Annotated in this window: 17 protein-coding genes; 3 read left to right on the top strand and 14 right to left on the bottom strand. The window is 53.7% G+C overall.

All coding sequences use genetic code 11. The features are described from left to right. Positions 1-85: 85 nt before the first annotated feature. On the top strand, positions 86-391 hold the full coding sequence (locus FH755_RS06420) for a hypothetical protein (RefSeq protein WP_292439766.1): 306 nt from the start codon (positions 86-88) through the stop codon (positions 389-391). Positions 392-501: 110 nt separating this feature from the next. Here the strand turns inward: FH755_RS06420 and FH755_RS06415 are convergent, their stop codons facing one another. Continuing rightward, positions 502-912 carry a hypothetical protein gene (locus FH755_RS06415; RefSeq protein ID WP_292439764.1) on the bottom strand — a complete coding sequence of 137 codons (411 nt, stop codon included), beginning with the start codon at positions 910-912 and terminating at the stop codon, positions 502-504. A 314-nt stretch (positions 913-1,226) separates the two neighbouring features. On the opposite strand from FH755_RS06415, the gene FH755_RS06410 reads away from it, so the two are divergent. Beyond that, positions 1,227-2,324, top strand: a complete 1,098-nt coding sequence (locus FH755_RS06410; protein WP_292439762.1) for a GGDEF domain-containing protein — start codon at positions 1,227-1,229, stop codon at positions 2,322-2,324. A gap of 27 nt (positions 2,325-2,351) precedes the next feature. Here FH755_RS06410 and FH755_RS06405 read toward each other — a convergent pair whose 3' ends face one another. The 12 genes from FH755_RS06405 to FH755_RS06350 form a co-directional block, all read right to left on the bottom strand. After that, positions 2,352-4,067 carry a pilus assembly protein TadG-related protein gene (locus tag FH755_RS06405; RefSeq protein WP_292439760.1) on the bottom strand — a complete coding sequence of 572 codons (1,716 nt, stop codon included), beginning with the start codon at positions 4,065-4,067 and terminating at the stop codon, positions 2,352-2,354. A gap of 9 nt (positions 4,068-4,076) precedes the next feature. Continuing rightward, entirely contained in the window at positions 4,077-4,349 is a 273-nt protein-coding gene (locus FH755_RS06400) for a DUF3613 domain-containing protein (RefSeq protein WP_292439759.1), read from the bottom strand. 11 nt (positions 4,350-4,360) lie between these two features. After that, complete coding sequence (locus FH755_RS06395; RefSeq protein ID WP_292439758.1) at positions 4,361-5,026, bottom strand: hypothetical protein; 666 nt, start codon at positions 5,024-5,026, stop codon at positions 4,361-4,363. Beyond that, positions 5,026-5,952, bottom strand: a complete 927-nt coding sequence (locus tag FH755_RS06390; protein WP_292439757.1) for a type II secretion system F family protein — start codon at positions 5,950-5,952, stop codon at positions 5,026-5,028. The genes FH755_RS06395 and FH755_RS06390 overlap by 1 nt, the downstream gene beginning before the upstream one ends. 1 nt (position 5,953) lies before the next feature. Beyond that, the gene (locus FH755_RS06385; protein WP_292439756.1) at positions 5,954-6,856 is read right to left on the bottom strand and encodes a type II secretion system F family protein; all 903 of its coding nucleotides are present in this window, start codon (positions 6,854-6,856) and stop codon (positions 5,954-5,956) included. Continuing rightward, positions 6,856-8,142 (bottom strand): CpaF family protein, encoded by a 1,287-nt coding sequence (locus FH755_RS06380; RefSeq protein WP_292439755.1) that lies wholly within the window; start codon positions 8,140-8,142, stop codon positions 6,856-6,858. Before FH755_RS06380 ends, FH755_RS06385 begins: the two co-directional genes overlap by 1 nt. Continuing rightward, the gene (locus FH755_RS06375) at positions 8,139-9,368 is read right to left on the bottom strand and encodes a hypothetical protein (protein WP_292439753.1); all 1,230 of its coding nucleotides are present in this window, start codon (positions 9,366-9,368) and stop codon (positions 8,139-8,141) included. The genes FH755_RS06380 and FH755_RS06375 overlap by 4 nt, the downstream gene beginning before the upstream one ends. A gap of 6 nt (positions 9,369-9,374) precedes the next feature. Continuing rightward, on the bottom strand, positions 9,375-10,739 hold the full coding sequence (locus tag FH755_RS06370) for a type II and III secretion system protein family protein (RefSeq protein WP_292439751.1): 1,365 nt from the start codon (positions 10,737-10,739) through the stop codon (positions 9,375-9,377). A gap of 2 nt (positions 10,740-10,741) precedes the next feature. After that, positions 10,742-11,704, bottom strand: coding sequence for a Flp pilus assembly protein CpaB (gene cpaB / locus FH755_RS06365; protein ID WP_292439749.1), 963 nt, complete (start codon positions 11,702-11,704; stop codon positions 10,742-10,744). A gap of 110 nt (positions 11,705-11,814) precedes the next feature. Continuing rightward, entirely contained in the window at positions 11,815-12,294 is a 480-nt protein-coding gene (locus FH755_RS06360) for a TadE/TadG family type IV pilus assembly protein (protein WP_292439747.1), read from the bottom strand. A 16-nt stretch (positions 12,295-12,310) separates the two neighbouring features. Then, positions 12,311-12,838 carry a prepilin peptidase gene (locus tag FH755_RS06355; RefSeq protein WP_292439745.1) on the bottom strand — a complete coding sequence of 176 codons (528 nt, stop codon included), beginning with the start codon at positions 12,836-12,838 and terminating at the stop codon, positions 12,311-12,313. A gap of 14 nt (positions 12,839-12,852) precedes the next feature. Beyond that, positions 12,853-13,035 carry a Flp family type IVb pilin gene (locus FH755_RS06350; protein WP_292439743.1) on the bottom strand — a complete coding sequence of 61 codons (183 nt, stop codon included), beginning with the start codon at positions 13,033-13,035 and terminating at the stop codon, positions 12,853-12,855. A 465-nt stretch (positions 13,036-13,500) separates the two neighbouring features. Here FH755_RS06350 and FH755_RS06345 point away from each other — a divergent pair, with 465 nt between their 5' ends. Beyond that, positions 13,501-13,710 carry a hypothetical protein gene (locus FH755_RS06345; RefSeq protein ID WP_292439741.1) on the top strand — a complete coding sequence of 70 codons (210 nt, stop codon included), beginning with the start codon at positions 13,501-13,503 and terminating at the stop codon, positions 13,708-13,710. Between the two features lie 11 nt (positions 13,711-13,721). Here FH755_RS06345 and FH755_RS06340 read toward each other — a convergent pair whose 3' ends face one another. After that, complete coding sequence (locus FH755_RS06340) at positions 13,722-15,263, bottom strand: S8 family serine peptidase (protein WP_292439739.1); 1,542 nt, start codon at positions 15,261-15,263, stop codon at positions 13,722-13,724. Positions 15,264-15,265 lie beyond the last annotated feature (2 nt).

Here is a 15,265-nt window from a genome sequence, read left to right as displayed (position 1 = left end):
TTGAACCTCATCGCTGAAAAAACCTCTAAGCATCAACCCGCCCTGCCTAACTGGCCGGATTGATTGAACTGAACAGGATAAAAACATGAAATTGGTTTCACTTATCACTGTGTTACTGCTGGCATCCTCAGCACAGGCCAGAGACATCGAAGAATGTGAGGGCTGGAAAGAAAAAGCCAATCTGTTTATGAACTGGCGCCAGCAGGGTGTGCCTGTCGCAGAGGCAGTGAAAGAGACCGCCGGTAATATTTCCCGCGGTCTGTTACTGCGTGCTTATGCCACGCCGCGCGAAACGGACTTCCAGATGCAGTACCGGATAATTGATGAATTCAGTGAACAGATTTATCAGGAATGCCTGGCTGAACAGAACGCGGACGCCTCTCGGCGCTAAATCAGCACTGCCGATAGCCTGCTGCATTGGCTATAAAACCGACTTGCCGGCCAGCCTGTATGGCTACGGGGCTTAATTACTTTCTGCTATAGACCGAGTAAGCCAGTCTTTCAGGCATCAACACTACGGGTATATTCCATTTCCAGGGCAATCTCCAGTTCTTCCTGTTTCTTCTTGGCCTGTCTTTCCACTTCCAGTACACGCTCAAGAAATGGCTCATCGGTGGGCGCCACTGCGACCCTGGCCTTTTCCAGCCAGCATAGGGCCTCATCCGGGTCCTGATGTTCGATGGTGTTATTCACCAGGGCTGTGGCGAGCGCCAGGAGATCCTCAGGCGCGCCATCTTCTGCAGCCTGACGTAGATCAGACTCCGTTTTACATGGCGGCGCCGCCTGATCGATCAGGGCCGCTTCATCATGTCGTTCGTTCAGGGTCTTGGTAATAATGGCCGTTCTCCTCTGGTTTGTTGCCTTTATATTTGGGACGTATTGCAGCGGCCGAAGTTTCCATCCTGCAGCCACTATTAGTCCATTGTCCAGTATCGAAATTCAGCTTCATGCATACGCCATTTATTCTGCCATGCTTTAGTTATGGCTTTGTGAATTAAACCCTACTTTGATTACAATTCTGTGTTTGCCGAGTAGCGCTGAAACTCCTGTATCAGAGCAGCTCCTTCACAGCGTTTTATTCGTGCCGGAATACTCAGCAAGGGCTTATCAGTTGTTGTAAACTGGCGGCGTTCAGTAGTAAAAGGTTTTCCTGCGGTTATTCACCCGATGGATGATGGGATTCAGCATGATGCACAGTAATTTTTTCTTAACTCAGGAAACAGCTTTTGATTAATCCTCATCAGTTATCAACTTATCTGTTTCGGGAGTTGCATCGCCATCCGACGGTCTCCTTTATTCATCACAGCGTGTTCGCAGCCTTGCTGGCGGTGTATCTCTGGCCTCAATTGCCGACGCTGGAATTCAGCGTCTGGCTGATTCTCGTATTCAGTGGCGGCATCTGGCAATGGCTGGTCAGTCGTCGCTACAATCAGCAAGTCGCAGCCACCGTCAAACCGCAAAGCCTGTCACAGTTCACCAGTGCCTCCCTGGCCGCCGGACTGGGATTTGGCCTCACTGCACTGTTATTACCTCAACTCAGTTTTGAAACCCGGCTGTTTGTGATTTTAATGCTGAGTGCGGTGGCGGCCAGTGAGCTGCTCAAACTCAGTGCCTACCCGAGTGTTTATGGGGCTTTTCTGGCCGGTCTCACTATTCCGCTTATCATTATGCTGGCCCTTGTCAATGACAGTCCCGGCTGGAAGATCATCCCTGCAATCGTCCTGATGGTTCTCGTGCTCTATTATTCGGCGATCCAACGCCGCAGGGATTTGATGGATGATCTGATGGCCCGTTTTGGTCTGGAAACCGATGCCAGCGAAGACAAACTGACCCATATCGCTAACCGGCGCCGGTTTGACATGATTCTGGAACAGACCTGGGCTCTGGGCAGACGTTCTGGTAATCCTATCTCGCTGATCATGGTAGATATCGACTATTTCAAACAGTTTAATGACCAATATGGTCATCAGGCCGGCGATAAATGTCTGGTCCAGGTCGCCAGCGCTCTGGCTGAATGTGCCCGTCGGGCCACCGATTTAGTGGCTCGCTACGGCGGGGAGGAATTTGTTGTCCTGCTGAATCAGACCACCCGCGATGATGCCTATCAACTGGCTGAACGGATGCGTAAAAAGGTGGAAAACCTGAATATCAAAAATGAAAACACACCCAGTGGCCAGGTCACTATCAGCCTGGGTGGCATCACGGTGTTCGCCGAGGACTATGAGAAATCCGCCAACCCCCTGCAACTGGCGGATAATGCACTGTACGCCTCCAAGGCAGGCGGCCGTAACCGGATAAGCTGGCATCAGCTTGGTGAGTCTTAAAGCCTTAACCTGCATGACGCTGATCGGCTAGCGTTGCATTTCCGGCCGGCTGATATCGACACTGATCAATTTCACATCCATACCGCCTATCTCAATGCCTAAAAGTGTGAGCAAAGGATCCAGCGTCGCTGTGGACAGCTGACTGATAAGCGGTGTCAGTACCTGAGCCAGCAACGCCTCTTCTATCAGGGTATCAAGCAAGGGCAGACTGATCGCACCTAGTAGGGTCACATCGGTCTGAAAGTTTTGCGGCAGATTGGACAATGCCAGGCCGGTCGCCGTACTCGCGGTCTGGGTTTGCGGCAGATCATCCTCCAGCGGATTCACCTGATAAACCAGCTCAGTAGACGAAGGGTTTTGCAGCGGCGCATCAAGGCCAATCTCGACCTCAGCGACCGGCACCCGCACAAACAAAAGTATCGCAGACACATCTGCCGTCGCCGCCGCGGCAGAAGGATTGCCGGCCTGGGTCAGCGCCAGCGTTGCCGTGCCGGGTTGGGAGCCGATAGTGACCTGACTCTGGTAACTGTTAATCATGCCGCACTGAATACTTTTCAGCCAGCCCCGCCCCTGAGCGATACCAAGCTGCAGTCGTAAGTCAAGGTTGACCTGGGCGCCGGTGAGCCCGGCGATATTCAGATCAATATTGCTCTGCACATCACTGGCCAGTTCAAGTTGCGCCGTTTTCAACTGGGTTTTCCAGTTGCCATCTTCATCTCTGCCCGGCGGACCGATAGCTATCTGCGGAGCCTCGGTCACCGTCAGCGCGCTGCTGACATTCAGCAGGCCAGCGGGCAGGCTGACATTCAATGGCAGGTTGATAGCTTCATCACCGTTGGCCACCAGGGCGCTGGTACTGATCAAATCCATCAGATTAATATCCGCTTGAGCCGCCTCCTGAGGATTTTCTGTGGTGACGGCGACAATCTCACCGAAATTAGCCGTCACATCACTGACATTAGCAGCAATCAGGCTGTCAAGGCCATTAGCCACATCGACATTGGCAGCATCGGATGCGGCTACCGCATCGGCATACAGATTGAGCATCTCGTTCATGCTCAAATCAGCACTGAGCAACTCTTCCACGCTGCCAAACGAGGTCGAAGCCTCAACCAGTTCCCCCAGACTCAGATTAGTGTCAGCAATCCCCTGATAGGAAATAAGATCCAAACCAACCGGCGCCCCCAGAATGCTGCTGAGCAGCGTATTCAGTAGCGTGGTTTCTTCATCTGACAGCGACACCAGCATGGTACCGGCGGAGAAGCCGGCCAGCGCATCCCGCTCAGCCACAGCCATGGCCTGCAATGTCGTGTCGCCGCCCAGCGTCCCCCCCGCAAACAGGCTGGCAGGTACGGTTCTGGCTGCCACTACACTCACTGCTGTGGCCGAGGCGATATCCGTTTCCGAGAATTCACGCAGTCCGTCTGCCCCGACCGTAATTTGACCGACACGGACTGTCAGCGCTCCGCCTGCATGATTGTTGCGTGCAGCACTGGCTGCCGCCAACGCTTCTATTGAGCTGAGTTCACCGTTACCACAATGTCCGGCCTGCGCGGCAGCATCCAGCGCCGCCATGTCAGCTACCGTCTGCAGACGGCGCTGCTCCATCATCAAGCGACCGGTATCCACGGCAAGAGCCGTGAATAAAATGGCAAGCAGCAAGGTCAGAATACCCAGCAGGCCCAGAGCACCCCGCTGCCTTAGCGCGGTGCTCTGACACTGCAGCTTGAGGCTTGCTGTCATGAGGGAGGCCTAGTCTCCCAATACCGACGCATCAGCATCATTGCCGCTGTAGTACTCGGGAATGGGATAACGGAAACTTTCCTGATAACGTTCGTAGATTCTGGCCGCGACCGGACCTGCCATGGGCTGCGGCTGCGCTGAAGCAGCCTGTCCATCCCGTTGCAGTGCCAGCCATGAGCGGGTTTGCTCGCCGATTTCCGACGGGGCGTTGTGATGCTGCGTAAATACCGGGCTACTGCTCAATGCCAGTCCCAGCCCCGCAATAACCGAAAGTATGCGCATAAAATCTCCTCTCAGGGTTGAGCCCTGCTCAGTTCTGCTGCCTGCTGCTGCAAATCAGCCAGCGTTTGCTGGTCCATTTTGACCCGGCGGGCAAAAGCCTCCGCTTTTTGCTGATCCCCGTTCATATAAAGCAGGATCACCAGGTTGGTTTCGGCCAGCGTGGCCTCCGGATCAAGTTCAATAGCCGTCAGAAACTCATGCTGCGCCGCTACGCTGTCGCCTTTCAACAACAGCGCGTAGCCATAATCATTTCGTACGCGCGGATTGACCGGCAGTAAATCTACCGCCCGGGCCAGTTCACTCACGGCATGGTTAAGCTGGCCATTGCGGCCGGCGATCAAACCAAGACCGTGATGTGCCTCTCCTTCCAGACAGGTGTCCAGCAGGCTTTCATAAATCGGCCTGGCTTCGGCACTGCGATCGGATTGGCGCAGAATATCGGCGCGTAAATATGCGGCCTGCAGTGAGGCTGTGTCGATATCGTCCAGATGAGCCAGCGCGGCATAAAGCCGCCCCTGTTCCATGACTTTGCGTACCACGTCAAGCCGCATGGCGGTATCCGCATCCTCTGCCTCACCACAATGCTGATTTGCCTGGCTGCTGGTCCGGCGCGGCTCGTTCATACCTGTACAGGCGCTGAGCAGACTTAAAATGAGTATCAAGAACCATAACTTCATCAAAACGCTCCAGTCAGGCCCTTGCTGAGGGCGAGGAACCCAGGCCCGGCGAGAAATATCAGCAACGCCGGAAATAAAAACACCATCATCACAACCGACATCTTGCCTGACAGCACATTGACGTACTCGCGCAAGCTCGATAACTGACGATCCTCCATCAGTTTGGCAAACTTGATCAGCGTCTCGCGGATATTGCCGCCGTGCCGGCTGACCTGTTTGAGGATGGCCACGGTATCGTTAAGCTCGTTGACGTCAAGCGGCGCAGCCATCTCTGCCAGTGCATCAGCCGGATCAAGACCGGCATCAACCTGACGCAAAGCCACTTTCAGTTCTTTCGCCAGCTCGGGAGTCAACAGTTGCCCTTCGACATGTAGCACCCTCAATGCATGCTCCGTCGACAAGCCGGCATCAAACAGCATGCGTAACAGATAAACGGCTGTAGGCATTTCCCGCGACAGGATCTGGCGACGAGATTTGGCCTTTCTGCGCAGTACATTTTTAGGTAGCAGAAAGCCCAGCGCACCGGCCATAAAAAGCTGTGCCATGGCTTCCCGGTTCAGATTGCCGGTGGTGAGAACAAATATAAATACCAGCAGCATCAGCAACAGCGGCATGATCCATACAGAAAGATAAAACACCGCCCTGCCACTGGCGTTGTACCAGCCTGCCTGACGCAACAGCTGCACGGTTTCCGGCTGTTCGATTTTGGGGATCCAACTGGCCAGGCCGCTCTGTCCCATCCGTCTGACGACCCCGCGTGCCCAGCTACGTTCAGCAGCGGCATCACCGGAATTTTTTTCCAGTAATTCATAAAATCGTCGCTGCGAAGCGATATCGGCACTATGGGACTGATATTGCGCTGCCACCAGCAGGCCGGCGGAGAGCAGCACAATTAAACCCAGGATAATAATCAGCCACAATGACATATCAGATACTCTTGATCATCCGCCACAGCGTAAAAGCGCCTATCGCCTGCAATACCAGCGCCGCCGCCAGCAGGATCCGACCGCTGCTGTCATCCCACATGGTCATCATATAATCCGGATTGACCATGACAATATAGCCAGCAATCAGGAGTGGCAGCAGACCGAGCACCCAGGCTGTAACACGGGTTTCACCGGTCATGGTTCTCAATTCCCGACGGGCTGCCTCGCGATCATGAATCATCTTGACGATATTATTGAGCAAGTCGCGCACACTGCTGCCGTAAGTGCGGTTGACGCGAATCGCCAGCGATACCAGATACAGTTCCTGGACCCGGTAAAGTTCAGCCATTTGCTGGATAGACTGGCTCAGATCGTCACCCAGACGATTGACGCGCAATACCTTCTCGAAAATTTCCTTGAGCGGATCGGGAGTTTCCGCGGCTGCCAGTTGCAGGGCACTTTCCATGCTTCGTCCCGTCCCCAGGGCACGCAATACCTGATCCAGAAACAGAGGCAGTTGAAACAGGATAGCTTTGACCCGGTTATTAGCGCGATGCCAGAGCCACATATACAGCAGTAATGCCACCAGCAGCGGAACCATGAATGCAGCCAATATTCCATTGCCGATTCCCACCAGCAGCGTCAGCAACAGGGTGACGGTGGCAACTATCACGGTATCGCGCTGTTTGGGCTCAAGACCAGCACGCCAGAACAGTTGTTTGATAGGCGTCATTTTTCGCCGCCGGTCTCTGCTGCGAACGCCGTCTATTTTCAGACCGGCTGTATCAACAAAGTGTCGATAGGCTTTTTCATTCAGTTCCTGGCGGCTGCTGCGAAATACAGCCACCAGTGCCAGCACGATCAGTAATGCAGACAACAGATAGGTCCACATCAGAACTGACATTATCTACCCCGCTCGCCTGTTATGCCGCTGTCGCGTTCCCCCAGCGGAGTGGTAGCCAATTTAGCGTTAGCAGGCCGTACGTTCTGATTCACATGACGCTGGCCGTCGTAAAAGAACAGCTCGTTTAGCATAAACTGACCGTCACGATAGCCGGTAACCTCGGCAATCGAGGTAATGCGTCGTTTACCGTCACTGAAGCGGGAAATGTGCACGATCAAATCCAGCGCACTGGCAATCATTTCCCTGATAACGTCGGTACTTCCCCGGAAGTTAGCCAGCGAAGCCAGCATCTCCAGCCTGACCAGCGCATCACGGGTATTATTGGCATGCACGGTACTCATAGAGCCGTCATGGCCCGTATTCATGGCCTGCAGCACATCCAGCACTTCCTCCCCACGCACCTCGCCGAGAATAATCCGATCCGGACGCATCCGCAGCGCGTTGCGAACCAGATCCCGGGCACGAACTTCGCCTGCCCCTTCGACATTGGGCGGACGGGTTTCCAGTCGCACCACATGGCTGTGACCAAGCTGCAACTCAGCCGCATCTTCAATCGTGACCAGCCGTTGGGAGGAATCAATAAAACGGCTGAGAATATTCAGCAAAGTGGTTTTACCGGTACCGGTTCCGCCACTGACCATGATATTACAGCGGCCCTGCACCGCCTTGACCAGCAGATCCAGCATCTCCTGATTCAGTGACCCGTAGACCAGCATATCGGTCTCACGCAACATTTCACGGCGAAATTTGCGCACCGACAGACAGGGGCCATCCAGCGCCAGCGGCGGAATAATGGCATTAATGCGGCTCCCGTCCGGCAACCGCGCATCGACCATCGGACTGGACTCATCAAGGCGTCTGCCCATCGGCGCGATGATACGTCTGATAACCCGCAGCACATGCTCATCATCGATAAACCGCAGCGAGGATTCCTGTACGCGGCCGTTTTTTTCGAAGAAGATATGATAGGCGCCATTAACCATGATATCGCTGATAGAATCATCGGCCAGCAGTGACTGAAGAGGACCATAACCGACCAGTTCGTTGACCATTTCCTCAGTCAGTTCATCCAGATCCTGGCTGCTGACCGCGAGCTGGCTCTGGCTGGCGTATTCAGTGACATGGTCAAACACATAATCGCTCAGCCGGTCCTCCGACCATTCAGTAACAGGAATTCCGTCTTCCTCTACCCGCGCAATCAGATAGCGATGCAGCGCGTATTTAATATCCTGATAGGTCTGCGTGTTTTTAAGACTGAAATCGAAATGCGGATACTGAAAGCTCATGCTGTGGCCTCGGCATTCCGGCTCAATATGCCGCGCAGACGACGCAGCATACTTCGTCGGGGTTTATCAGCCAGAGCGGTTTGTTCAGTATCCGCCAGTTTTCTGGCCATTTTCCTGACCGCCAGGGTATAGGGATCGCGCGGAGCGCACTCGAACAGACTCTCGCCTGAATTCATCATCTTTAAACGGGCCATACCAGATGACGGCAGGGTCGTCAGCAGACTGATATTGAGTCCGCGGGCGAGATTCTCAGCATCGGGTGGCAGATTGGGCAGGTAACGATCGACCACCAGCTTGACGCTGTTCATATCTAGCTGCGCCTGTGACAGCTTGCGGATAAGCTGCATGTTCTGTTTGCAGCTGGGCACACTCTGCTCCAGTAAAGCCAGCGTGGTATCTGAATTGCTGACCAGCAGATGCAGAAAATCCGAATACGGCACCCCGCCCAGATTGATAATGATATGACTGAAATATTGCCGCAACACACCCAGCAGAACATAAATGTCCGCTGAAGTCAGTTCCCCCATGCCACTATGTTCTTCCGGCAAAGCGAGTAATTTCAGGCCGCTTTCATGCTTGGCAAAGGCACTGTCGATCAGGGTCGAATCCAGCCTCCGTAAGCTTTGCACGGCATCAAGAAAGCTATAGGCCGGCGTGATACCGAGATAAGTCAGCGTGTCTGCGGCCGGCGTGCCCAGATCCAGCAACAGTACCTTGGCCTCCTGGCTTTCGGTCTGTATCGACAAGGCCAGATGCAGGGCCAGCATCGGCGAATCGGCACCGGGGCGGGCACTGATAAGTGAAGTGACCTGACCCCGTTTGTTTTCACTGCGATGAGCGACCGGCGTCCGATGTTGCAGACGATGAACCAGCCGCATGACTTCATTGTGACGGGTACCGGTAGTCACAAAGTCTCTGGCACCGGCGCGGATCGCGCTGAGCACCAGGTCGTTATTGGCTTCAGCAGCCACAGCAATCACCAGCAGCATGGTTTTGAAAGTGACCAGATCTTCGATAAAAGCGGCTTGCTGACGCAGGTTCTGTTCGGTAATGCCGACAAACACCACCTGGGCACCGGTCAGATCGAGCAACTGACGAACCCGTTCTATCGAGTTGAAATCGGCTTTGACTACCTCACCCTCATCCGACAATACTTCCTGCAACCAATGCAGTTGATTATCATCGCTGGGCACCACTACATAAGAGCTTTTCTGATTCTTTGCCATCACATGCTACCTCGAAAACCCGCTTGAAACCGGCGTTTTATCCCCGAACTGACCGTTTTCCATAAACATGAACTCGGCAAAGCCCGGGTTGTAATGCCGGTAGCGTTCGCCAGGCAGTTCAGGCAGGCTTGCATCGCGCGCCAACGGCTGAACCAGACGGGGTGTTACCACCATTAACAATTCGCGATCTTCCCGATCCAGCTGGTTCTGACGGAAAAAGGCACCGATGATCGGGATATCGCCCAGACCGGGCAATTTATCCACATTGGCGATGGTGTTCTGACTGATAAGGCCACTGATAACAAAGCTTTCTCCATTGCCGAGCATGACGCTGGTATCGGTGCGTCTCACCCGCAGGGCCGGCACGGTCACGCCGCCGGTCTGGATACCGGCATTGAAATCGAGTTCGCTCACTTCGGGCGCCACTTTAAGCGCAATACGGTTCTTATCGAGCACGGTCGGGGTCAGCGATAATCTGACACCGAATTCCTTGTATTCGATGGTGACACTGTTATCAAAGCTGCCGCCGCGTACCGGTACCGGAAATTCACCACCGGCGAGAAAGTTGGCGCTCTGACCGCTCATTGCGATCAGGGAGGGTTCCGCCAGCGTATAGGCAAAGCCGTTACCTTCCAGCATGGACAAAGCCACCAGCAGGCCACTGGACTGGCGGCCGTATATCAGATTGAAGGCATTTCCCTGCGGTATCGGGTTACCGATAAGCGATATGCCGTTATCGATGGTCGCACCGGTGATGCCGCCAGGACCGGCCACCGCTCTCGGTGTTCGTCCGTTAAGCCCTTTGGCGAGAGTGAAGCCTGCTGACTGCAGCCGGCTCTTGCTGATTTCGACGATTTTAATATCGATTTGTACCTGCGAGGTACTGGCAAACTCGCTGCGGTCGATTCCATTTTCCTCATCAAAACCCAAAGATTGCCGCACCGCCGAATGCTGTTCCAGTGAACCTATCTCACCCGCTAAGGCCAGTTGTCCGCCGCGGGCATCGACAGACATCGCCGGAATCTCCATTTGTCTGAGACTCTCCTGCGCAGCCTGCTCAGCCGCCTCAATATTAAGAATAAGTTGCTGAACCCTGTCGCTGTTTCGCGGCCAGATCGTCAGGCTGGTGCTGCCGGCCGTCAGCGGCGTGATCAGAACTTCATCATCATCAATGACGGTGACATCCGCGACGGCGGGATCGCCCACTGCGACCCTCTCAATGGCTTGTCCGAACTGGTGGCGCTGTTGCAGACCGACTTCAAGAGCCAGGGTTTCAGCCTGCAGCGGCGGTATGAGCAATATCCACAGCAGCGGGGCCATCAGCCACGGGCAAAAATCATCAACGGTCCTGTTTCTGTGGCTGCGCAGCATACTCAATTCTCCCTGGCTACGGATATGGTTGATTGCTGCGTACCCCGGTGTATGGTCACGCTGGCAGGTGTCGGGGGTGAATATGCCTGTTTCGGCGCAGCCTCGGTGACGGTTTGCGGTGGCATGTCGGCAACAGGTTTATATTGATCCAATGTCACCAGTTGCCGTTTTGCTTTGTCAGAGACAGTTTCCTGTGGAGTCTGCGGGCCCCTTTGTTTACCAATCAGAGCAAGCCGGAGCCGGCCGGCCGATTCTGCCAGAAGTAGATTCGACAGCGCTGTTTCAGCGACGGCAAGAACGGCCGTTTTACTTTTTTTACCGCTGGCCTCATCCTTTTTTTCGGCTTGCTCTGATGTCGCCTCACTGGTCATGGCTGGCGCAGTTTTGTTCAATGTGGCCTTACGTTTGATGGCATCTGCATCGGTATCATCCACACTGTTGCCATAAGCCAGTACCCGGACATCTGACAGAATACGCTGCGCAGAACTGTCTTTTCCCGTCTCATGTCCCGCGGCCAGATACAGCAATACATCGACACTGTCACCCGGCTCAATAAAACCGCCGGCGCCCGTGACTTCATCGACCCTGACCGCAATTGCCCGCTCTCCCGGCCTGATTGATGAGACCAGTGAACTGAAATTGTGAAAATGGTCTTTGAGCACCATTTCACCGGCCGCAATCGGTAGTTTAAGCTGTCGGCCCGTTAGCGCTTCAAAGCGCTGAAAACTGTCAGGTGGAGAGGACTCGACCAGGAGGGTGGTCACATCCTCGAGTTCGATATATTGATCGGCCGCGATATCTTTTGCTGCAACCAGCACCGGCACTTTCTGTGGTTCGGGTTCAGCCTGCGGACTTATCTGATCGGTCTGCACAGCGATCTGACTTGTCCGGTAACCCATATAACCGAGAATTATCGCTCCCAGCGCCAGTAAGATGGCTATCACCCTTAGTGTCGAACTACTCATTAATCATCCCCTGGCATAAATTTTCTCCAGCCCATCCTTTTTGTTAGTAACGCTTCCCTGCGCTTTTATTGTCTTTTACGGCATTAGCTCTGCCGTGCTTCTCTATTCTTTTAAAGCGTGACCGATGCCGAACCACGCAGATCCTGCGGTAAGCGGGGTATATCGCCGATACCCGGCAAACTCAAGGTCGGTACCATCGGTGATTCACGGTAAGCGGGATAAACAATGCTCACGCCAAGGACACCCGTTGCCTGATCAAAATTAACCTGTACCTGGCTATTGTTATCGCCAAGTACTGCCTGGCTTGCGGAATCTGGCAACCAGCCAAGGGTATTGCCAACCACTGTTCTGACTCTGGGAATGACACCGGACTGGATGTAACTGTCGGTGTCCGTAAAAGCATCCGGCTCCACCGCCACCGCGGAGCGTGCACCGGATGCGGCGGCATGATTAAAAGCCTGAACCAGCAGCAAAGGTAGCGAATAACTGACAATGGCATAAAACAGCGTGAAAAAAATCACAAACATCAGTGCCGCTTCGATAGCGGCCGCGCCCTTTTGCAATTTTGCTGATGTGGCTTTTCGCTGCATAAACTCAGAGCCTCAGTTAACGAATCACAGCAGAAAATTGCAGAATCAGGACTGTCAGGCCAGCCACAGCGAGCAGGCCGCCAAATGGCAGCGCTTTGCCATTCAGCACCGCTACAGGCGGGATTTGACTGTCCCATCGGGCCAGCTTCAAATTCAGGTAAGGAAAAGAGCGTTGTGCCAGCAGCCAGAGCAGAACGATGATGCCGGCTAATAGCCCGGCGATGACAAAGCTCAGTAAAAGAAATTGCCAGCCCGTCATCAAAGCCAGCGCTGATAACATTTTGACATCGCCGGCCCCCAGCCAGCGGACAGCATAGGCCGGCAGGGTCAATAACAGCGCCAGCAACCAAGCATACACAGCAGACAGCAACGGCTCCCCCATCAGGCTCTGATGAAAAATAATCAGTGCCGTGATGGCCGGCAAATGCGCACCTAAGGTCAGCAGATTTGGCAATCTGCGGCTGCGCAGGTCAACGTAGCCGCAGAGCATCAGCCAGCCACTGAACACCACCGGTAAAACAACCGTGAATCCTGGGTCAGGCATGACTCAAAGCTTACTTAAGAGCCACCACCCACATTTCCGAGTTCCGTTTGTATCTGAGTAAAAACAGTCACGATGGCTTCGCGTACCGGCGTCACAAAAGTCACGATGCCAATAGCGACCATGGCAGCGACCAGGGCGTACTCGATACCGCTCGCACCTTCTTCATCGCGAAGAAAATTCATTACTGCATTTGTCATAACGTTCAGCTTCATATCTCTCTCTCTACTTGGTTGTGAACTCAAATCTAATTCGCCGCTTCTTCATGGCAGCTTTAAAATCAGACCCTTTAATTTTTTAAAGGAAATATTTCCCGACTTCAAGCAAAATGTGAATAATTCAGCAGACAGCAGGCTCATTGCCATTTGCTGACAGGTTGATAAACTCGTCCGTGCCTTACTGTTAATAACCGCAGCGTTTGTTATGTTTTCTGCGGCTTTAGGGGAATTACCGATCATTCTGTCAATCCCCCCATTTACGTTATCGGCTAGTCAAGACTGCACTTTAGATGTTTTGATTTTTCGCTTAATTCATAAAAGGCACAAGTAAAAAAATAGTCTATGCCGGGGGACACTCAAAGCGAGCTTCTTGAATCGGCTGAAAGATCTTCACATCACTTAATGGATGCTTTATAGTGAAATCAAGTATTTAGCTGGGAAAAAAGCATGGATATTGAAAGAACGCAAAATGTGTCGCCTATCCTGTCAGCAGAACGTATTGCAGCACAGCATGACATTGCCGCCATCAAACTGAGTAATGACGCAGTCAAAGCACAGGGCCAGGCCAGCATTCAGCTGATTCAGGCAGCCGTCGGCGCCGCTACGCCGGCACAACCCTCAGCCAGTATCGGCAATAACCTCAATATCAAGGTCTGAGCTTTTCCGCTTTACTGACAAAACTGCTGAGGATACTGCAGCAGTCCCCAACCGTATTTTTCATCATGACCTTGCGCGCCCAGGTCTTTGCTCAGTCGGCGCAAACTCTCGTAAACCAGTTCCGCTGGCAAAACAGGATTCACCTGCAGCAAGACAGCGGTCACTGCCACCGCATGAGGGACAGCATAAGAAGTGCCGGAGCGATATTGACCGGACGCAGTCCAGACATCAACACCGGGGGCTGCAAAATCAATAAACTCGCCCTGGTTGGCAAGCGCATACAATCGCTCGGCAGGATCCACTGCCGTCACCGCAAACACACTTTCAAAAGCCGCCGGGTAGGCAGGCTGTTTCCGCCCCTCATTGCCGGCTGCAGCAAAGATCAACATACCCTGACGTCGTGCATATTTCAGGACCGATTCCAATACAATATTCGCCTGGCTACCGGCCAGCGATAAATTAACCAGCCTTACCTGCTGCTGATGCAGCCAGTGCAAAGCCCGGACAATGGCAGAAACACTTGCCATCTCCCCATATTCTGTCATTTCGACCACAGACGCCGAATACAACGCCGCTTCTGTAAGCAGACCGTTGTGCCCTGCTGCACGATTATTGCCTGTCAGAATTACAGCAATAATCGTGGCATGATCGCTGTCGACTTCGACTGGGCTGACAAAATGCTCAATGAACACAGCACGATCCTGCAGTGAGGGGTGGGTATTATCGACTACACTATCGATAATGCCGACTTTAATTGTTCCTTTAGCTGCCTGCAGACATCCTGCCTCAGGCCAGTTCAGTATGTCTCTGGCATACAGCCTCGGTGATGCTGCGGGGGCATAATAATCATTGAAGTCAATAATCAGATCAGGAAAAAGTTGTCTCAACTTTTGACGCTGTTGCTGCGCCCACTGGTTACCGTGGCCACGCAGGGTCAGCAAAACCTGCCCGGCTAGCAGCGGGCTCTGCTCTGCCACTGTCAGTCCCTGCTGTTCAAGCTGTTGCACAATAAAGTCCAGCTGCATTTGCGGCACCAGAATCAGTAATTCACCTGCCCGCTTTGCCGTTGTTTCTGTCTGTTCCGGGCAGAAAAAGACCGTCTGACCGGTATAACTCAAACTGTGCTCAGCGCTTGATTTGAAATACAGCGGGTATGCCTGCATCGGAGTTAGGCTGAGCGAGCCGGGCACTAACAGCCTTAGCTGACCGTAGCCGGTCAGCTTTGCTGTGAGTCTCGCCATGCTTTCCGGCGTTTTTAGGTACCACTGGTGATTTGGCGGTGTCTGGCCCGTTTGAAAAATAACAGAAATCTGCTTACCCGCAATGCAGCCTTCCTGATCCAAGCGGTAAGACCCGGTTTCAGGCAGCGGCGCATTGACCGTCGGTCGCCGTGCCGGTGCTGGCGGCTGACTCAGACCCTGCCTCTGTGCTGGGGGTGAAGAAGTGGGTTCCGAGGGTCTTTCCGTTGTAGGTCTACCTGCCGGTTCGGTCGCTCCGGCCTGCAGGGTCAGCGGGATGAGCAAACCGGCAAGGATAATCAGACCATACCGCATGA

Origin of the sequence: Methylophaga sp. (assembly GCF_009711715.1) — a bacterium.
Taxonomy (GTDB): Bacteria; Pseudomonadota; Gammaproteobacteria; order Nitrosococcales; family Methylophagaceae; genus Methylophaga.
The sequence above is the reverse complement of the archived record's forward strand: the minus strand, read 5'-3'. Positions and strand labels throughout refer to the sequence as shown.